6 protein-coding genes, 3 tRNA genes and 5 rRNA genes are annotated in these 18,545 nt (G+C 49.2%); 11 read left to right on the top strand and 3 right to left on the bottom strand.

Annotated features, from left to right (window positions below):
• Positions 1-38 precede the first annotated feature (38 nt).
• The 3 genes from acuI to fadB all read right to left on the bottom strand — a co-directional run bounded on the left by acuI (position 39) and on the right by fadB (position 4,619).
• A complete protein-coding gene (gene acuI / locus AC3D28_RS11245; protein ID WP_488534791.1) occupies positions 39-1,019 on the bottom strand; it encodes an acrylyl-CoA reductase (NADPH) in 981 nt (326 codons plus the stop codon).
• A gap of 237 nt (positions 1,020-1,256) precedes the next feature.
• Positions 1,257-2,432, bottom strand: coding sequence for an acetyl-CoA C-acyltransferase FadA (gene fadA / locus AC3D28_RS11240; protein WP_488534790.1), 1,176 nt, complete (start codon positions 2,430-2,432; stop codon positions 1,257-1,259).
• A gap of 15 nt (positions 2,433-2,447) precedes the next feature.
• The gene (gene fadB / locus AC3D28_RS11235) at positions 2,448-4,619 is read right to left on the bottom strand and encodes a fatty acid oxidation complex subunit alpha FadB (RefSeq protein ID WP_488534789.1); all 2,172 of its coding nucleotides are present in this window, start codon (positions 4,617-4,619) and stop codon (positions 2,448-2,450) included.
• Positions 4,620-4,879: 260 nt separating this feature from the next.
• Here fadB and AC3D28_RS11230 point away from each other — a divergent pair, with 260 nt between their 5' ends.
• From AC3D28_RS11230 to AC3D28_RS11180, 11 genes are all read left to right on the top strand, one after another.
• The gene (locus AC3D28_RS11230; RefSeq protein ID WP_488534788.1) at positions 4,880-5,503 is read left to right on the top strand and encodes a YigZ family protein; all 624 of its coding nucleotides are present in this window, start codon (positions 4,880-4,882) and stop codon (positions 5,501-5,503) included.
• Positions 5,504-5,549: 46 nt separating this feature from the next.
• Positions 5,550-7,007, top strand: a complete 1,458-nt coding sequence (locus AC3D28_RS11225; protein ID WP_098417091.1) for a TrkH family potassium uptake protein — start codon at positions 5,550-5,552, stop codon at positions 7,005-7,007.
• A gap of 9 nt (positions 7,008-7,016) precedes the next feature.
• Complete coding sequence (hemG, locus tag AC3D28_RS11220) at positions 7,017-7,544, top strand: menaquinone-dependent protoporphyrinogen IX dehydrogenase (RefSeq protein WP_488534787.1); 528 nt, start codon at positions 7,017-7,019, stop codon at positions 7,542-7,544.
• 494 nt (positions 7,545-8,038) lie between these two features.
• Positions 8,039-9,591: ribosomal RNA gene (locus tag AC3D28_RS11215) — 16S ribosomal RNA — on the top strand.
• Positions 9,592-9,679: 88 nt separating this feature from the next.
• Positions 9,680-9,755, top strand: a tRNA-Glu gene (locus tag AC3D28_RS11210).
• A gap of 2 nt (positions 9,756-9,757) precedes the next feature.
• A tRNA-Lys gene (locus AC3D28_RS11205) sits at positions 9,758-9,833 on the top strand.
• A gap of 43 nt (positions 9,834-9,876) precedes the next feature.
• Positions 9,877-9,952: transfer RNA gene (locus tag AC3D28_RS11200), tRNA-Val, on the top strand.
• Between the two features lie 349 nt (positions 9,953-10,301).
• A 23S ribosomal RNA gene (locus AC3D28_RS11195) occupies positions 10,302-13,191 on the top strand.
• Between the two features lie 114 nt (positions 13,192-13,305).
• Positions 13,306-13,422 (top strand): 5S ribosomal RNA (gene rrf / locus AC3D28_RS11190).
• Between the two features lie 358 nt (positions 13,423-13,780).
• Positions 13,781-15,333 (top strand): 16S ribosomal RNA (locus AC3D28_RS11185).
• A 309-nt stretch (positions 15,334-15,642) separates the two neighbouring features.
• Positions 15,643-18,532: ribosomal RNA gene (locus AC3D28_RS11180) — 23S ribosomal RNA — on the top strand.
• Together the 16S, 23S and 5S rRNA genes with 3 tRNA genes alongside form the textbook arrangement of a ribosomal RNA operon.
• Positions 18,533-18,545 lie beyond the last annotated feature (13 nt).

The raw sequence follows: 18,545 nt of genomic DNA, 5'->3' as shown, positions 1-18,545 counted from the left end.
CAATGCCGGCTCTTAGTCTGTTGGTATTGGGTCGGCGTTTATAGCTTGATGACCACACGACCAGTTACTTGACCGTTAGTGATGTCTTCAGCGTATTTTGGCGCTTCAGCGAGTGCTACTTCAGTACAAGCTTGCTCGAAGTAGCTGTCTGGGAGTAGCTCAACCAATTTTTCCCAAGCTGCGATGCGTTTCTCGGTTGGGCACATGACTGAGTCGACACCTTGTAGACGAACGTTACGGAGAATGAACGGCATCACGGTGGTGGGTAGATCAAAGCCACCTGCAAGGCCACAAGCTGCGACTGCGCTGTTGTAATCCATTTGCGCCAATACTTTTGCTAGTACTTTACTACCTACTGTGTCTACTGCGCCTGCCCAGATTTGTTGTTCTAGCGGACGGGCTGGCTGTTCAAATTCAACGCGGTCGATGATGCGACTGGCACCGAGTTTTTCAAGTAGCGGGCCGTTTTGCTCTACACGGCCTGTCACGGCTGCGACTTTGTAACCAAGCTGAGCGAGAAGCGTAACGGCTACCGAGCCCACACCGCCACTTGCGCCCGTTACTAGAATTTCACCACCTTCAGGTTTGATGCCCGCATCAAGCAATGCTTGAACACACAGCATACCAGTAAAGCCTGCTGTACCCACCATCATGGCTTTCTTGCTGTCTAGACCTTTTGGTAGTGGTACCAACCAATCTGCTTTTAGACGTGCACGTTGAGCCATGCCACCCCAATGGTTTTCACCCACGCCCCAGCCAGTTAAGACCACCTTGTCGCCTGTTTGGTAACGCGCATCTTCAGAGCTGATGACCGTACCGGCTAGGTCAATCCCTGGCACCATCGGGAAGTTACGGATGATTTTACCTTTACCTGTGATCGCCAAACCGTCTTTGTAATTCAACGATGAGTAATCGACCTCAACCAGAACGTCGCCTTGCGGCAGCTGTGTCTCATCGATCTGCTCGATGCTAGCGATAGTGCGTTTGTCTTCTTGATTTAGAACTAGAGCATTAAACATAAGGTTCTCCGAATGTGCGATAGGGTGACTTAGGTGCCACATGCAGCAAAATATCAACTGGCTATAAGTGTATGTCTTCTCTATCTATGAATAAAATGAAAGTTACTCATTTTATGTATGCCTTTTGTGCATATTTACTATATTTGGCGTAAAAAAGGGCGACATTTGATGTCGCCTTTAAGTGTAATAGCAAAATTTTCAGTCTTGGTTCATTTCATCATAATTGTGAAGCGTTCACTATGGCCGTTCAAATACCGTAGCAATACCTTGACCCAAACCGATGCACATGGTGGCCAGCCCGTATTTCACATCCTTATCTTCCATCAGGTTGATTAAGGTGGTTGAGATACGTGAACCGGAACAGCCCAGCGGGTGACCCAGTGCAATTGCGCCGCCGTTGAGGTTGACTTTCTCGTCCATGACATCAAGCAAACCTAAGTCTTTCGCACAAGGCAGAGATTGCGCAGCAAAGGCTTCATTGAGCTCAACCACACCCATATCATCAATCGATAGGCCTGCACGTTGCAGAGCTTTTTGCGTGGCTGGAACCGGACCGTAACCCATAATTGATGGGTCACAACCTGCGATTGCCATGCCTTTAATGCGAGCACGAATCTTCAGGCCAAGTTCGTTGGCTTTCTCTTCACTCATGATCAGCATCGCTGACGCGCCATCCGATAGCGCAGAGGAAGTCCCCGCCGTTACGGTGCCGTTGGCTGGGTCAAATACAGGACGAAGCTGAGACAGACCTTCAACTGTCGTCTCTGGACGAATCACTTCATCATAGTCGAGAGTAAACAGTGTGCCGTCAGCCGCATGCCCTTCAATGGGCAGAATTTCATTTTTAAAGCGACCTTCTACAGTCGCGGCTTGGGCACGAGCGTGAGATCGTGCGGCAAAGGCATCTTGTTGCTCACGGCTAATGCCATGAATTTTGCCGAGCATCTCAGCCGTTAGGCCCATCATGCCTGCTGCTTTGGCGACGTTTTTTGACATGCCGGGATGAAAGTCGACACCATGGCTCATCGGTACGTGGCCCATGTGTTCGACACCACCGATCAGGCAGATTTCTGCATCCCCCGTCATAATCGCACGAGTACCATCGTGCAGAGCTTGCATTGACGAACCACACAAACGGTTCACGGTGACAGCACCAATTTCGATAGGTAGACCAGCAAGCAGCGCCGCATTGCGAGCCACATTGAAGCCTTGCTCCAGTGTTTGTTGTACACAGCCCCAGTAGATGTCTTCTATCTCACTTGGGTTAACTTGTGGGTTACGCGCCAGAATGCCTTTCATTAAGCGAGCAGAGAGATCTTCTGCACGGGTATGACGAAAAGCACCGCCTTTGGAGCGACCCATAGGGGTACGCAGACAATCGACTACGACCACGTTTCTTGTTTGATTAGTCATTTTGGGAATCCCTCCTTAGATAGAACCTTGCTGTTGTGCGTCGTAGAAGCTTTCGCCTTTCGCCGCCATGTCAATCAGCGTTTGCGGTGCTTGGTACATTGCGCCTAGTTGTGAGTACTGTTCTGCCATTTTGACAAATTCAGCAATACCCACGCTGTCTAGATAGCGGAATACACCACCGCGGAATGGAGGGAAGCCAAGGCCGTAAACTAATGCCATATCGGCTTCTTGAGGCGAGGCGATGATGCCTTCTTGTAAACACAGCACCACTTCGTTGATCATGGGAATCATCATGCGTTGGATGATGGTTTGGTCATCAAAGTCTTGCTTATCGGCACAAATTCCTGCCAAGACTGGCAAGACATCTTCAGAGAAGGTTTTCTTCGGCTTACCTTTTTTATCAAGGGTGTAGCTATAGAAGCCGTTGCCATTCTTCTGGCCATATTTGCCAGATTCAAAGAGTGCATCAATCGCGTCACGACCTTGTTTGCCCATGCGCTCAGGGAAGCCTTCTGCCATGACCGCTTGCGCGTGGTGCGCGGTATCAATGCCGACCACATCCAGCAAGTAAGCCGGACCCATCGGCCAGCCAAACTGACGCTCCATGATTTTGTCGATTTTAGTAAAATCCGCACCATCACGTAGCAGCATGCTGAAGCCGCCAAAGTAGGGGAAGAGTACGCGGTTGACGAAGAATCCCGGACAGTCATTCACAACGATTGGTGATTTACCCATTTTCGCGGCATACGCGACAACACGGTTGATGGTTTCATCAGAGGTTTTTTCGCCGCGGATGATTTCAACCAATGGCATGCGGTGCACAGGGTTAAAGAAGTGCATACCACAGAAGTTTTCTGGGCGTTTTAACGACTGAGCCAAAAGGTTGATCGGAATCGTCGAGGTGTTTGACGTGAGAACAGTATCATTACCGACGTATGTTTCTACTTCACTCAATACTGCTGCTTTCACTTTCGGGTTTTCAACCACCGCTTCAACAATCACGTCTGAGTTTTCAATACCGGCGTAGTGTAGGCTTGGGGTGATAGAGGCCAAAATACCGGCCATCTTGAAACCATCAATACGACCACGAGATAAGCGTTTATTGAGTAGTTTCGACGCTTCGGTCATGCCCAAATCTAGCGAGGTTTGTGCGATGTCCTTCATCAATACTGGCACGCCTTTCAGCGCCGATTGATAAGCGATGCCGCCCCCCATGATGCCCGCACCAAGTACCGCTGCACGTTGGGTGTCTTTACTCGCAGACTTCGCTGCTTGCTTCGCGATACCTTTGATGTATTGGTCGTTAAGGAACAGACCAACTAACGATTTGGCTTCTTCTGTTTTCGCCAGTTTCACAAAGTGCTTACGTTCAACGTTGAGTGCTTCATTACGCGCAAAACGTGCGCCTTCTTCAATCGTTATTACCGCAGCCATTGGCGCTGGGTAGTGAGGGCCCGCTTTTTGCGCTACCAGGCCTTTCGCCATGGTGAAACTCATCATTGACTCAAGCTTGCTGAGTGTCAGTGGTGAGGTCTTTTGTTTACGACGTACTTGCCAGTCCAGTTTCTCATTGATCGCTGCAGTCAATGTTTGCCGTGCGGATTCGTATAGAGAGTCTGTTTCTACAATGGCATCTAACAGACCAATCTTCAGAGCCTCATCCGCGCGGCATGCTTTGCCTTGAGTGATGATTTCCATGGCGCTGTCTGCCCCGATAACACGAGGCAATCGAACACAGCCACCAAAACCTGGCATGATGCCAAGTTTGGTTTCTGGTAAACCAATGCTGGTGGTGTTATCACCGATACGCATATCGGTCGCAAGGACACACTCACAGCCTCCGCCAAGCACATGGCCTTTTATTGCGGAGAGGGTTGGAACGGGTAAGTCTTCTAGCTTATTAAAGACGCTATTAGCAAACTGCAGCCACTCATCGAGTTCGGCATCTGTTTTAGCAAACAGACCTAAAAACTCGGTAATGTCCGCGCCAACAATGAACGTGTCTTTATCAGATGTGAGCAGTAAACCTTTTAAGCCTTGGTGAGCGATCAGTGCATCAAGGGCTTTATCTAACGATTCCAGCGTTGCTAGATCGAGTTTGTTGACGGATGTTGGTGAGCAGAAGTTAAGCTCTGCAATACCAGATTGTATTTCCTTTACCTGTAGGGTTTCGGCTTGGTAAATCATTGTCTATCTCCATGACATGCAATCGTGGATTGTCTGTATACCTATTCAACGGTGCCGTGTTCCTCGACAAAGAGCAGCCGAGGAAGTCGTGTTATTTTTATTCTGGTTTGACCAGTTAGGTTAGTTTGGATCGCGGATTGGTTAATTTCAATACATTTTTTAAACAAGTGTTTAACATTGTGCGCTGTGGCAGATCTTATGCGACGTGTAAATGGCACTCGTGATAGACTGCGGGTAAATAGTACTGAATCCATAATCCTATGAATGACCAGCCTTATCTGATTCCTGCTGAGCCGACTCAATTTGAAGAAGAGATCAAAAAAAGTGTCTTTATTACATACTTAGTGCATACCCCAAGTGTAGAAGCAGCCAAAGCGTTTGTGGAACAAGTCAAAGCAAAACACGCCAATGCAAGACACCATTGTTGGGGGATTGTGGCTGGCCGACCAGAAGATTCGATGAAATGGGGCTTTAGTGATGATGGTGAACCATCAGGCACCGCAGGTAAACCGATCCTGGCGCAGTTATCCGGTTCTGGAGTCGGTGAAATCACCGCGGTGGTTACCCGTTATTCGGGGGGGATCAAGTTAGGAACGGGCGGTTTGGTGAAGGCCTATGGCGGAGGTGTACAACAAGCACTCAAGCTGCTTCAAACTATTGAGAAAAAAATAACCACAAAGCTCAGACTAACGTTAGACTATGGGTTTCTGCCTATCGCACAATCAATACTGGCTCAATTTGAGGCGGTTGAAGTTGAGGCAGACTATAGCGATCTGGTCATATTCGTGGTGGAAATTGAGCTTCGAGAAGTGAGCGCGTTTACCCAGGCAATCATCAATAAAAGTGGGGCGAAAGCAATAGTTACCCCTCTAGACGGACAATAATGAAAAACAAGAAGCAACAAAGACAGCTTCGCTAGTCAATCTATCCATGCAATTTCGTTCAATAATTCGAATCGTCGGGCTATTGCTCGCACTTTTTAGTGTCACGATGCTCGCGCCAGCACTGGTTGCGCTTATCTATCGAGATGGTGCGGGTGTGCCTTTTGTCACGACATTTTTTGTTCTGCTATTTTGCGGGGCCGTCTGCTGGTACCCAAATCGCAGGTACAAGCATGAGCTTAAAGCACGGGATGGCTTTCTTATTGTCGTTCTATTCTGGACGGTACTTGGTAGCGCTGGCTCGATTCCCTTTCTCATCTCTGACAACCCAAACGTATCTGTGACGGATGCCTTTTTTGAATCGTTTTCCGCGCTGACGACAACGGGGGCGACGGTCATCGTTGGGTTAGATGAATTACCCAAAGCGATTTTATTCTATCGGCAGCTGCTGCAATGGTTTGGGGGGATGGGGATCATCGTATTAGCCGTCGCAATTTTGCCAGTGCTTGGCATTGGTGGTATGCAGTTATACCGCGCTGAGATCCCAGGACCAGTTAAAGATACCAAAGTTACGCCGCGTATTGCAGAAACAGCCAAAGCGTTATGGTACATCTATCTGAGTCTGACCATCGCATGTGCTTCTGCGTTTTGGCTAGCAGGTATGACACCGTTTGACGCGATCAGCCATAGCTTCTCTACGATAGCGATTGGAGGCTTCTCAACCTACGATGCTAGCATCGGCTACTTTGACAGTTACGCGATTAACCTGATCACCGTTGTGTTTTTATTAATATCAGCATGTAACTATACGTTGCACTTTGCCGCATTTGCATCCGGTGGCGTTCATCCAAAGTATTATTGGAAAGACCCCGAATTCCGCGCTTTCCTCTTTATACAAGTGTTGTTGTTTGTGGTTTGTTTTCTTTTGTTACTTAAACATCACTCTTACACTTCGCCTTATGACGCCTTTGACCAAGCGTTATTCCAAACCGTGTCGATTTCGACCACGGCAGGCTTCACTACAACAGGGTTTGCAGAGTGGCCACTGTTCTTACCGGTATTGCTACTATTTTCTTCTTTTATCGGGGGCTGCGCGGGTTCGACGGGGGGCGGAATGAAAGTGATCCGTATCTTGCTTCTAACCTTACAAGGTGCCCGCGAGCTAAAACGCTTAGTCCATCCTCGCGCGGTTTACACCATCAAAGTTGGTGGTAGCGCACTGCCTCAACGAGTAGTCGATGCAGTATGGGGGTTCTTCTCAGCATACGCGCTTGTTTTTGTGGTATGCATGTTGGCATTGATTGCCACTGGAATGGATGAACTCAGTGCATTTTCGGCAGTAGCGGCGACCTTGAATAACCTCGGCCCTGGCTTAGGCGAAGTTGCTCTGCATTTTGGTGATATTAACGACACGGCTAAATGGGTGTTGGTTGTGTCTATGTTATTTGGGCGTCTGGAAATCTTTACCTTATTAATTCTGCTCACGCCGACGTTTTGGCGTAGCTAAGGAAAAATCGTGACAAAAGCATTGTTTCTATACTCTTCACGTGAAGGGCAAACCAAAAAAATATTTCACTATATAGATGAACAATTGGCGGACTTTGATTGTGAGTTAATGGATTTACATAATGTAAATACCATCGATTTTAGCCAATACGACAGAGTACTGATTGGCGCATCTATTCGTTATGGTCACTTGAACAAAAAGCTTTACCAATTTATAGAGCGTAATCTAAATCAGTTAGAGAGTAGTAAAGTCGCATTTTTTTGTGTCAATTTAACCGCGCGTAAAGAAGACCAAGCAAAAGATACCCCAGAGGGGAGCGCATATATCCGTAAGTTCCTTCTCAAGTCACCATGGAAGCCGACTCTCATTGGAGTGTTTGCTGGAGCACTTTACTATCCTCGTTATGGTTGGTTTGACCGAATGATGATTCGATTCATCATGTCGATGACAGGGGGGGAGACCGATACAACAAAAGAAGTGGAATATACGAATTGGGGGAAAGTGGCACTTTTCGCAGATAGATTCAAAAAATTGTAGAAAAAATATGCTTTTTTGAAGCCTTTTGATGTTTTCTTATCCGAAAGGCAAAAAAAACAGAAAAAGCGATAAAAATGGCTTGCCAATGTGATCGCAATCCCTATAATGCCACCTCGCTGACAGGGCAACGCTTCGAATGAGACGGAGTCTGAGTTAGCAAGCCAAATTAGCCAAGCGGAAACGCTTAAAGAAAGTTTAAAAAAAAGTGATTGACACTAAACTTTAACTCGCTAAAATGGCCGTCCGATTTGAGCAGGGCTCAATCGGCAAGCTCTTTAACAATATAGACCTATCAATCTGTGTGGGCACTCGTTGATGATAATCGAATTAGAAGCTTTTGCTTCAAATACGGTTTCAATGAACTGAGTGACCAATCGAGATTAACTTGTTTAATCTTGGCACAGTCAATTCATTATCGTTCTGTTGGAGCGATAATAGCTTTAAAATTACGTTTGTAGTTTTGAAGTCAGTATTCGTTGAGCCGACAAAATCTTAAATTGAAGAGTTTGATCATGGCTCAGATTGAACGCTGGCGGCAGGCCTAACACATGCAAGTCGAGCGGAAACGACAACATTGACCCTTCGGGTGATTTGTTGGGCGTCGAGCGGCGGACGGGTGAGTAATGCCTAGGAAATTGCCCTGATGTGGGGGATAACCATTGGAAACGATGGCTAATACCGCATAATGCCTACGGGCCAAAGAGGGGGACCTTCGGGCCTCTCGCGTCGGGATATGCCTAGGTGGGATTAGCTAGTTGGTGAGGTAAGGGCTCACCAAGGCGACGATCCCTAGCTGGTCTGAGAGGATGATCAGCCACACTGGAACTGAGACACGGTCCAGACTCCTACGGGAGGCAGCAGTGGGGAATATTGCACAATGGGCGCAAGCCTGATGCAGCCATGCCGCGTGTATGAAGAAGGCCTTCGGGTTGTAAAGTACTTTCAGTCGTGAGGAAGGGGATATCGTTAATAGCGGTATTCTTTGACGTTAGCGACAGAAGAAGCACCGGCTAACTCCGTGCCAGCAGCCGCGGTAATACGGAGGGTGCGAGCGTTAATCGGAATTACTGGGCGTAAAGCGCATGCAGGTGGTTTGTTAAGTCAGATGTGAAAGCCCGGGGCTCAACCTCGGAATAGCATTTGAAACTGGCAGACTAGAGTACTGTAGAGGGGGGTAGAATTTCAGGTGTAGCGGTGAAATGCGTAGAGATCTGAAGGAATACCAGTGGCGAAGGCGGCCCCCTGGACAGATACTGACACTCAGATGCGAAAGCGTGGGGAGCAAACAGGATTAGATACCCTGGTAGTCCACGCCGTAAACGATGTCTACTTGGAGGTTGTGGCCTTGAGCCGTGGCTTTCGGAGCTAACGCGTTAAGTAGACCGCCTGGGGAGTACGGTCGCAAGATTAAAACTCAAATGAATTGACGGGGGCCCGCACAAGCGGTGGAGCATGTGGTTTAATTCGATGCAACGCGAAGAACCTTACCTACTCTTGACATCCAGAGAAGCCGGAAGAAATTCTGGTGTGCCTTCGGGAGCTCTGAGACAGGTGCTGCATGGCTGTCGTCAGCTCGTGTTGTGAAATGTTGGGTTAAGTCCCGCAACGAGCGCAACCCTTATCCTTGTTTGCCAGCGAGTAATGTCGGGAACTCCAGGGAGACTGCCGGTGATAAACCGGAGGAAGGTGGGGACGACGTCAAGTCATCATGGCCCTTACGAGTAGGGCTACACACGTGCTACAATGGCGCATACAGAGGGCGGCGAGCCAGCGATGGTGAGCGAATCCCAAAAAGTGCGTCGTAGTCCGGATTGGAGTCTGCAACTCGACTCCATGAAGTCGGAATCGCTAGTAATCGTGGATCAGAATGCCACGGTGAATACGTTCCCGGGCCTTGTACACACCGCCCGTCACACCATGGGAGTGGGCTGCAAAAGAAGTAGGTAGTTTAACCTTCGGGGGGACGCTTACCACTTTGTGGTTCATGACTGGGGTGAAGTCGTAACAAGGTAGCGCTAGGGGAACCTGGCGCTGGATCACCTCCTTATACGAAAGATTATTGCGATGAGTGTTCACACAGATTGATACGGTTTATAAAGTTTAAGAGAAAGTAAGTGCCCAACACTTACACTAGTGTCCCGTTCGTCTAGAGGCCTAGGACACCGCCCTTTCACGGCGGTAACAGGGGTTCGACTCCCCTACGGGATACCATTGGGTCGTTAGCTCAGTTGGTAGAGCAGTTGACTTTTAATCAATTGGTCGCAGGTTCGAATCCTGCACGACCCACCATTTCCTTCCACGGAAATGCTTACTTTAGGTAAGAAAACAATGTGGGCGATTAGCTCAGTTGGGAGAGCACCTGCCTTACAAGCAGGGGGTCACTGGTTCGAGCCCGGTATCGCCCACCATTCTCTAAGTATTTTTGGAATAAAACTCAAAACCAGAGCAAGCAATTGATACTGGTTCGCATTGTTGAATCTAAAAGTCTTTAGAAAATGAACTTCTTAGGAAGTGATTTGCTCTTTAACAATTTGGAAAGCTGACTGATAACAACAACGTTGTTATCAAATAAAGTTCTCAATGTTTATCTTTAAGATAAACACCAAAACAACACATTCAAGTGTTCTTGGGAATATCACTATTACAGTGATTATTCGAAATTGAGTCCGGCAAAATCGAAATGTCTCTCGCTCATTCAAATAATGAGAGACAACTTTGGTGATTTGAACATCAACTCGAAACTCCTTCGGGTTGTATGGTTAAGTGACTAAGCGTACACGGTGGATGCCTTGGCAGTCAGAGGCGATGAAGGACGTATTAACTTGCGATAAGCCCAGATTAGGCAGTAAAAGCCACTTGAGTCTGGGATTTCCGAATGGGGAAACCCACTTACATAAGTAAGTATCGCTGCGTGAATACATAGCGTAGCGAGGCGAACCGGGGGAACTGAAACATCTAAGTACCTCGAGGAAAAGAAATCAACCGAGATTCCGAAAGTAGCGGCGAGCGAAATTGGACTAGCCCTTAAGCTTTATAGGCGTCAGGTGAACAAGCTGGAAAGCTTGGCGATACAGGGTGATAGCCCCGTAACTGACGACGCATATGCAGTGAAATCGAGTAGGGCGGGACACGTGATATCCTGTCTGAATATGGGGGGACCATCCTCCAAGGCTAAATACTACTGACTGACCGATAGTGAACCAGTACCGTGAGGGAAAGGCGAAAAGAACCCCTGTGAGGGGAGTGAAATAGAACCTGAAACCGTGTACGTACAAGCAGTAGGAGCACCTTCGTGGTGTGACTGCGTACCTTTTGTATAATGGGTCAGCGACTTATATTCAGTGGCAAGGTTAACCATCTAGGGGAGCCGTAGCGAAAGCGAGTGTTAACTGCGCGACTTAGTCTCTGGATATAGACCCGAAACCAGGTGATCTAGCCATGGGCAGGTTGAAGATTGAGTAACATCAATTGGAGGACCGAACCGACTAATGTTGAAAAATTAGCGGATGACTTGTGGTTAGGGGTGAAAGGCCAATCAAACCTGGAGATAGCTGGTTCTCCCCGAAAGCTATTTAGGTAGCGCCTCGGACGAATACTACTGGGGGTAGAGCACTGTTAAGGCTAGGGGGTCATCCCGACTTACCAACCCTTTGCAAACTCCGAATACCAGTAAGTACTATCCGGGAGACACACGGCGGGTGCTAACGTCCGTCGTGGAGAGGGAAACAACCCAGACCGCCAGCTAAGGTCCCAAATTACTACTAAGTGGGAAACGATGTGGGAAGGCTCAGACAGCCAGGATGTTGGCTTAGAAGCAGCCATCATTTAAAGAAAGCGTAATAGCTCACTGGTCGAGTCGGCCTGCGCGGAAGATGTAACGGGGCTAAGTAGTAAACCGAAGCTGCGGCAATGCTCTTTGAGTATTGGGTAGGGGAGCGTTCTGTAAGCGGTTGAAGGTGTGTCGTAAGGCACGCTGGACGTATCAGAAGTGCGAATGCTGACATGAGTAACGATAATGGGGGTGAAAAACCTCCACGCCGGAAGACCAAGGGTTCCTGTCCAACGTTAATCGGGGCAGGGTGAGTCGACCCCTAAGGCGAGGCCGAAAGGCGTAGTCGATGGGAAACGGGTTAATATTCCCGTACTCAATCAAATTGCGATGGGGGGACGGAGAAGGCTAGGTGGGCCTGGCGACGGTTGTCCAGGTTCAAGTGCGTAGGCTGAAGAGTTAGGTAAATCCGGCTCTTTTTAAGGCTGAGACACGACGTCGAGCATCTACGGATGTGAAGTCATTGATGCCATGCTTCCAGGAAAAGCCTCTAAGCTTCAGATTTGATGGAATCGTACCCCAAACCGACACAGGTGGTCGGGTAGAGAATACCAAGGCGCTTGAGAGAACTCGGGTGAAGGAACTAGGCAAAATGGTACCGTAACTTCGGGAGAAGGTACGCTCTTGGCGGTGAAGTCCCTTGCGGATGGAGCTACTAGGAGTCGCAGATACCAGGTGGCTGCAACTGTTTATTAAAAACACAGCACTGTGCAAAATCGTAAGATGACGTATACGGTGTGACGCCTGCCCGGTGCCGGAAGGTTAATTGATGGGGTTAGACTTCGGTCGACGCTCTTGATCGAAGCCCCGGTAAACGGCGGCCGTAACTATAACGGTCCTAAGGTAGCGAAATTCCTTGTCGGGTAAGTTCCGACCTGCACGAATGGCGTAATGATGGCCACGCTGTCTCCACCCGAGACTCAGTGAAATTGAAATCGCTGTGAAGATGCAGTGTACCCGCGGCTAGACGGAAAGACCCCGTGAACCTTTACTACAGCTTGGCACTGAACATTGACCCTACATGTGTAGGATAGGTGGGAGCCTTTGAAGCACGTACGCCAGTATGTGTGGAGGCAACCTTGAAATACCACCCTTGTAGTGTCGATGTTCTAACTTAGCCCCCTCATCGGGGGTGAGGACAGTGCCTGGTGGGTAGTTTGACTGGGGCGGTCTCCTCCCAAAGCGTAACGGAGGAGCACGAAGGTGGGCTAAACACGGTTGGACATCGTGTGGTTAGTGCAATGGCATAAGCCCGCTTGACTGCGAGAATGACAATTCGAGCAGGTGCGAAAGCAGGTCATAGTGATCCGGTGGTTCTGAATGGAAGGGCCATCGCTCAACGGATAAAAGGTACTCCGGGGATAACAGGCTGATACCGCCCAAGAGTTCATATCGACGGCGGTGTTTGGCACCTCGATGTCGGCTCATCACATCCTGGGGCTGAAGTCGGTCCCAAGGGTATGGCTGTTCGCCATTTAAAGTGGTACGCGAGCTGGGTTTAGAACGTCGTGAGACAGTTCGGTCCCTATCTGCCGTGGGCGTTGGAGAATTGAAAGGGGCTGCTCCTAGTACGAGAGGACCGGAGTGGACGAACCTCTGGTGTTCGGGTTGTGTCGCCAGACGCATTGCCCGGTAGCTAAGTTCGGGATCGATAACCGCTGAAAGCATCTAAGCGGGAAGCGAGCCTTGAGATGAGTTCTCCCTGATACTTTAAGTATCCTAAAGGGTTGTCGTAGACTACGACGTTGATAGGCAGGGTGTGTAAGTGCTGCGAGGCATTGAGCTAACCTGTACTAATTGCCCGTGAGGCTTAACCATACAACACCCAAGGGGTTTTGATGGACTCAATACAAGAAAACTTGATTGTGTTAAGAACTGAAACAGCTTTCCAGATTATTAATTACTGCGTTGGCGGTAGTTAAAAAGAATTTGCTTGGCGACCATAGCGTTTTGGCCCCACCTGACTTCCATGCCGAACTCAGAAGTGAAACGAAATAGCGCCGATGGTAGTGTGGGGTTTCCCCATGTGAGAGTAGGACATCGCCAGGCTTTAATCTCGACTTTGCTTATTCGTTAAGCAAGTCACCATAGAGTTCTAAATTTGTTTAGAATTTTATGTTGACTTTCAAAGTGGGAAGCGTATTATACGCACCTCGCTTAAGTGCTAAGGCACTGAAAGCCAAGCTCTTTAACAATATAGACCTATCAATCTGTGTGGGCACTCGTTGATGATAATCAAATTAGAAGCTTTTGCTTCAAATATGGTTTCAATGAACTGAGTGACCAATCGAGATTAACTTGTTTAATCTTGGCACAGTCAATTCATTATCGTTCTGTTGGAACGATAATAGCTTTAAAATTACGTTTGTAGTTTTGAAGTCAGTATTCGTTGAGCCGACAAAATCTTAAATTGAAGAGTTTGATCATGGCTCAGATTGAACGCTGGCGGCAGGCCTAACACATGCAAGTCGAGCGGAAACGGCAACATTGAGCCTTCGGGTGATTTGTTGGGCGTCGAGCGGCGGACGGGTGAGTAATGCCTAGGAAATTGCCCTGATGTGGGGGATAACCATTGGAAACGATGGCTAATACCGCATAATGCCTACGGGCCAAAGAGGGGGACCTTCGGGCCTCTCGCGTCGGGATATGCCTAGGTGGGATTAGCTAGTTGGTGAGGTAAGGGCTCACCAAGGCGACGATCCCTAGCTGGTCTGAGAGGATGATCAGCCACACTGGAACTGAGACACGGTCCAGACTCCTACGGGAGGCAGCAGTGGGGAATATTGCACAATGGGCGCAAGCCTGATGCAGCCATGCCGCGTGTATGAAGAAGGCCTTCGGGTTGTAAAGTACTTTCAGTCGTGAGGAAGGGGATATCGTTAATAGCGGTATTCTTTGACGTTAGCGACAGAAGAAGCACCGGCTAACTCCGTGCCAGCAGCCGCGGTAATACGGAGGGTGCGAGCGTTAATCGGAATTACTGGGCGTAAAGCGCATGCAGGTGGTTTGTTAAGTCAGATGTGAAAGCCCGGGGCTCAACCTCGGAATAGCATTTGAAACTGGCAGACTAGAGTACTGTAGAGGGGGGTAGAATTTCAGGTGTAGCGGTGAAATGCGTAGAGATCTGAAGGAATACCAGTGGCGAAGGCGGCCCCCTGGACAGATACTGACACTCAGATGCGAAAGCGTGGGGAGCAAACAGGATTAGATACCCTGGTAGTCCACGCCGTAAACGATGTCTACTTGGAGGTTGTGGCCTTGAGCCGTGGCTTTCGGAGCTAACGCGTTAAGTAGACCGCCTGGGGAGTACGGTCGCAAGATTAAAACTCAAATGAATTGACGGGGGCCCGCACAAGCGGTGGAGCATGTGGTTTAATTCGATGCAACGCGAAGAACCTTACCTACTCTTGACATCCAGAGAAGCCGGAAGAGATTCTGGTGTGCCTTCGGGAGCTCTGAGACAGGTGCTGCATGGCTGTCGTCAGCTCGTGTTGTGAAATGTTGGGTTAAGTCCCGCAACGAGCGCAACCCTTATCCTTGTTTGCCAGCGAGTAATGTCGGGAACTCCAGGGAGACTGCCGGTGATAAACCGGAGGAAGGTGGGGACGACGTCAAGTCATCATGGCCCTTACGAGTAGGGCTACACACGTGCTACAATGGCGCATACAGAGGGCGGCGAGCCAGCGATGGTGAGCGAATCCCAAAAAGTGCGTCGTAGTCCGGATTGGAGTCTGCAACTCGACTCCATGAAGTCGGAATCGCTAGTAATCGTGGATCAGAATGCCACGGTGAATACGTTCCCGGGCCTTGTACACACCGCCCGTCACACCATGGGAGTGGGCTGCAAAAGAAGTAGGTAGTTTAACCTTCGGGGGGACGCTTACCACTTTGTGGTTCATGACTGGGGTGAAGTCGTAACAAGGTAGCGCTAGGGGAACCTGGCGCTGGATCACCTCCTTATACGAAAGATTATTGCGATGAGTGTTCACACAGATTGATGGTTTAGAAGCGAAAGCTTCGAGCTATAATTGCTCTTTAACAATTTGGAAAGCTGACTGATAACAACAACGTTGTTATCAAATAAAGTTCTCAATGTTTATCTTTAAGATAAACACCAAAACAACACATTCAAGTGTTCTTGGGAATATCACTATTACAGTGATTATTCGAAATTGAGTCCGGCAAAATCGAAATGTCTCTCGCTCATTCAAATAATGAGAGACAACTTTGGTGATTTGAACATCAACTCGAAACTCCTTCGGGTTGTATGGTTAAGTGACTAAGCGTACACGGTGGATGCCTTGGCAGTCAGAGGCGATGAAGGACGTATTAACTTGCGATAAGCCCAGATTAGGCAGTAAAAGCCACTTGAGTCTGGGATTTCCGAATGGGGAAACCCACTTACATAAGTAAGTATCGCTGCGTGAATACATAGCGTAGCGAGGCGAACCGGGGGAACTGAAACATCTAAGTACCTCGAGGAAAAGAAATCAACCGAGATTCCGAAAGTAGCGGCGAGCGAAATTGGACTAGCCCTTAAGCTTTATAGGCGTCAGGTGAACAAGCTGGAAAGCTTGGCGATACAGGGTGATAGCCCCGTAACTGACGACGCATATGCAGTGAAATCGAGTAGGGCGGGACACGTGATATCCTGTCTGAATATGGGGGGACCATCCTCCAAGGCTAAATACTACTGACTGACCGATAGTGAACCAGTACCGTGAGGGAAAGGCGAAAAGAACCCCTGTGAGGGGAGTGAAATAGAACCTGAAACCGTGTACGTACAAGCAGTAGGAGCACCTTCGTGGTGTGACTGCGTACCTTTTGTATAATGGGTCAGCGACTTATATTCAGTGGCAAGGTTAACCATCTAGGGGAGCCGTAGCGAAAGCGAGTGTTAACTGCGCGACTTAGTCTCTGGATATAGACCCGAAACCAGGTGATCTAGCCATGGGCAGGTTGAAGATTGAGTAACATCAATTGGAGGACCGAACCGACTAATGTTGAAAAATTAGCGGATGACTTGTGGCTAGGGGTGAAAGGCCAATCAAACCTGGAGATAGCTGGTTCTCCCCGAAAGCTATTTAGGTAGCGCCTCGGACGAATACTACTGGGGGTAGAGCACTGTTAAGGCTAGGGGGTCATCCCGACTTACCAACCCTTTGCAAACTCCGAATACCAGTAAGTACTATCCGGGAGACACACGGCGGGTGCTAACGTCCGTCGTGGAGAGGGAAACAACCCAGACCGCCAGCTAAGGTCCCAAATTACTACTAAGTGGGAAACGATGTGGGAAGGCTCAGACAGCCAGGATGTTGGCTTAGAAGCAGCCATCATTTAAAGAAAGCGTAATAGCTCACTGGTCGAGTCGGCCTGCGCGGAAGATGTAACGGGGCTAAGTAGTAAACCGAAGCTGCGGCAATGCTCTTTGAGTATTGGGTAGGGGAGCGTTCTGTAAGCGGTTGAAGGTGTGTCGTAAGGCACGCTGGACGTATCAGAAGTGCGAATGCTGACATGAGTAACGATAATGGGGGTGAAAAACCTCCACGCCGGAAGACCAAGGGTTCCTGTCCAACGTTAATCGGGGCAGGGTGAGTCGACCCCTAAGGCGAGGCCGAAAGGCGTAGTCGATGGGAAACGGGTTAATATTCCCGTACTCAATCAAATTGCGATGGGGGGACGGAGAAGGCTAGGTGGGCCTGGCGACGGTTGTCCAGGTTCAAGTGCGTAGGCTGAAGAGTTAGGTAAATCCGGCTCTTTTTAAGGCTGAGACACGACGTCGAGCATCTACGGATGTGAAGTCATTGATGCCATGCTTCCAGGAAAAGCCTCTAAGCTTCAGATTTGATGGAATCGTACCCCAAACCGACACAGGTGGTCGGGTAGAGAATACCAAGGCGCTTGAGAGAACTCGGGTGAAGGAACTAGGCAAAATGGTACCGTAACTTCGGGAGAAGGTACGCTCTTGGCGGTGAAGTCCCTTGCGGATGGAGCTACTAGGAGTCGCAGATACCAGGTGGCTGCAACTGTTTATTAAAAACACAGCACTGTGCAAAATCGTAAGATGACGTATACGGTGTGACGCCTGCCCGGTGCCGGAAGGTTAATTGATGGGGTTAGACTTCGGTCGACGCTCTTGATCGAAGCCCCGGTAAACGGCGGCCGTAACTATAACGGTCCTAAGGTAGCGAAATTCCTTGTCGGGTAAGTTCCGACCTGCACGAATGGCGTAATGATGGCCACGCTGTCTCCACCCGAGACTCAGTGAAATTGAAATCGCTGTGAAGATGCAGTGTACCCGCGGCTAGACGGAAAGACCCCGTGAACCTTTACTACAGCTTGGCACTGAACATTGACCCTACATGTGTAGGATAGGTGGGAGCCTTTGAAGCACGTACGCCAGTATGTGTGGAGGCAACCTTGAAATACCACCCTTGTAGTGTCGATGTTCTAACTTAGCCCCCTCATCGGGGGTGAGGACAGTGCCTGGTGGGTAGTTTGACTGGGGCGGTCTCCTCCCAAAGCGTAACGGAGGAGCACGAAGGTGGGCTAAACACGGTTGGACATCGTGTGGTTAGTGCAATGGCATAAGCCCGCTTGACTGCGAGAATGACAATTCGAGCAGGTGCGAAAGCAGGTCATAGTGATCCGGTGGTTCTGAATGGAAGGGCCATCGCTCAACGGATAAAAGGTACTCCGGGGATAACAGGCTGATACCGCCCAAGAGTTCATATCGACGGCGGTGTTTGGCACCTCGATGTCGGCTCATCACATCCTGGGGCTGAAGTCGGTCCCAAGGGTATGGCTGTTCGCCATTTAAAGTGGTACGCGAGCTGGGTTTAGAACGTCGTGAGACAGTTCGGTCCCTATCTGCCGTGGGCGTTGGAGAATTGAAAGGGGCTGCTCCTAGTACGAGAGGACCGGAGTGGACGAACCTCTGGTGTTCGGGTTGTGTCGCCAGACGCATTGCCCGGTAGCTAAGTTCGGGATCGATAACCGCTGAAAGCATCTAAGCGGGAAGCGAGCCTTGAGATGAGTTCTCCCTGATACTTTAAGTATCCTAAAGGGTTGTCGTAGACTACGACGTTGATAGGCAGGGTGTGTAAGTGCTGCGAGGCATTGAGCTAACCTGTACTAATTGCCCGTGAGGCTTAACCATACAACACCCAAGG

The organism is Vibrio sp. TAP-3B, assembly GCF_057784735.1.
Note: the sequence above shows the minus strand (reverse complement) of the source record. Positions and strands in the feature narration are given on the sequence as shown.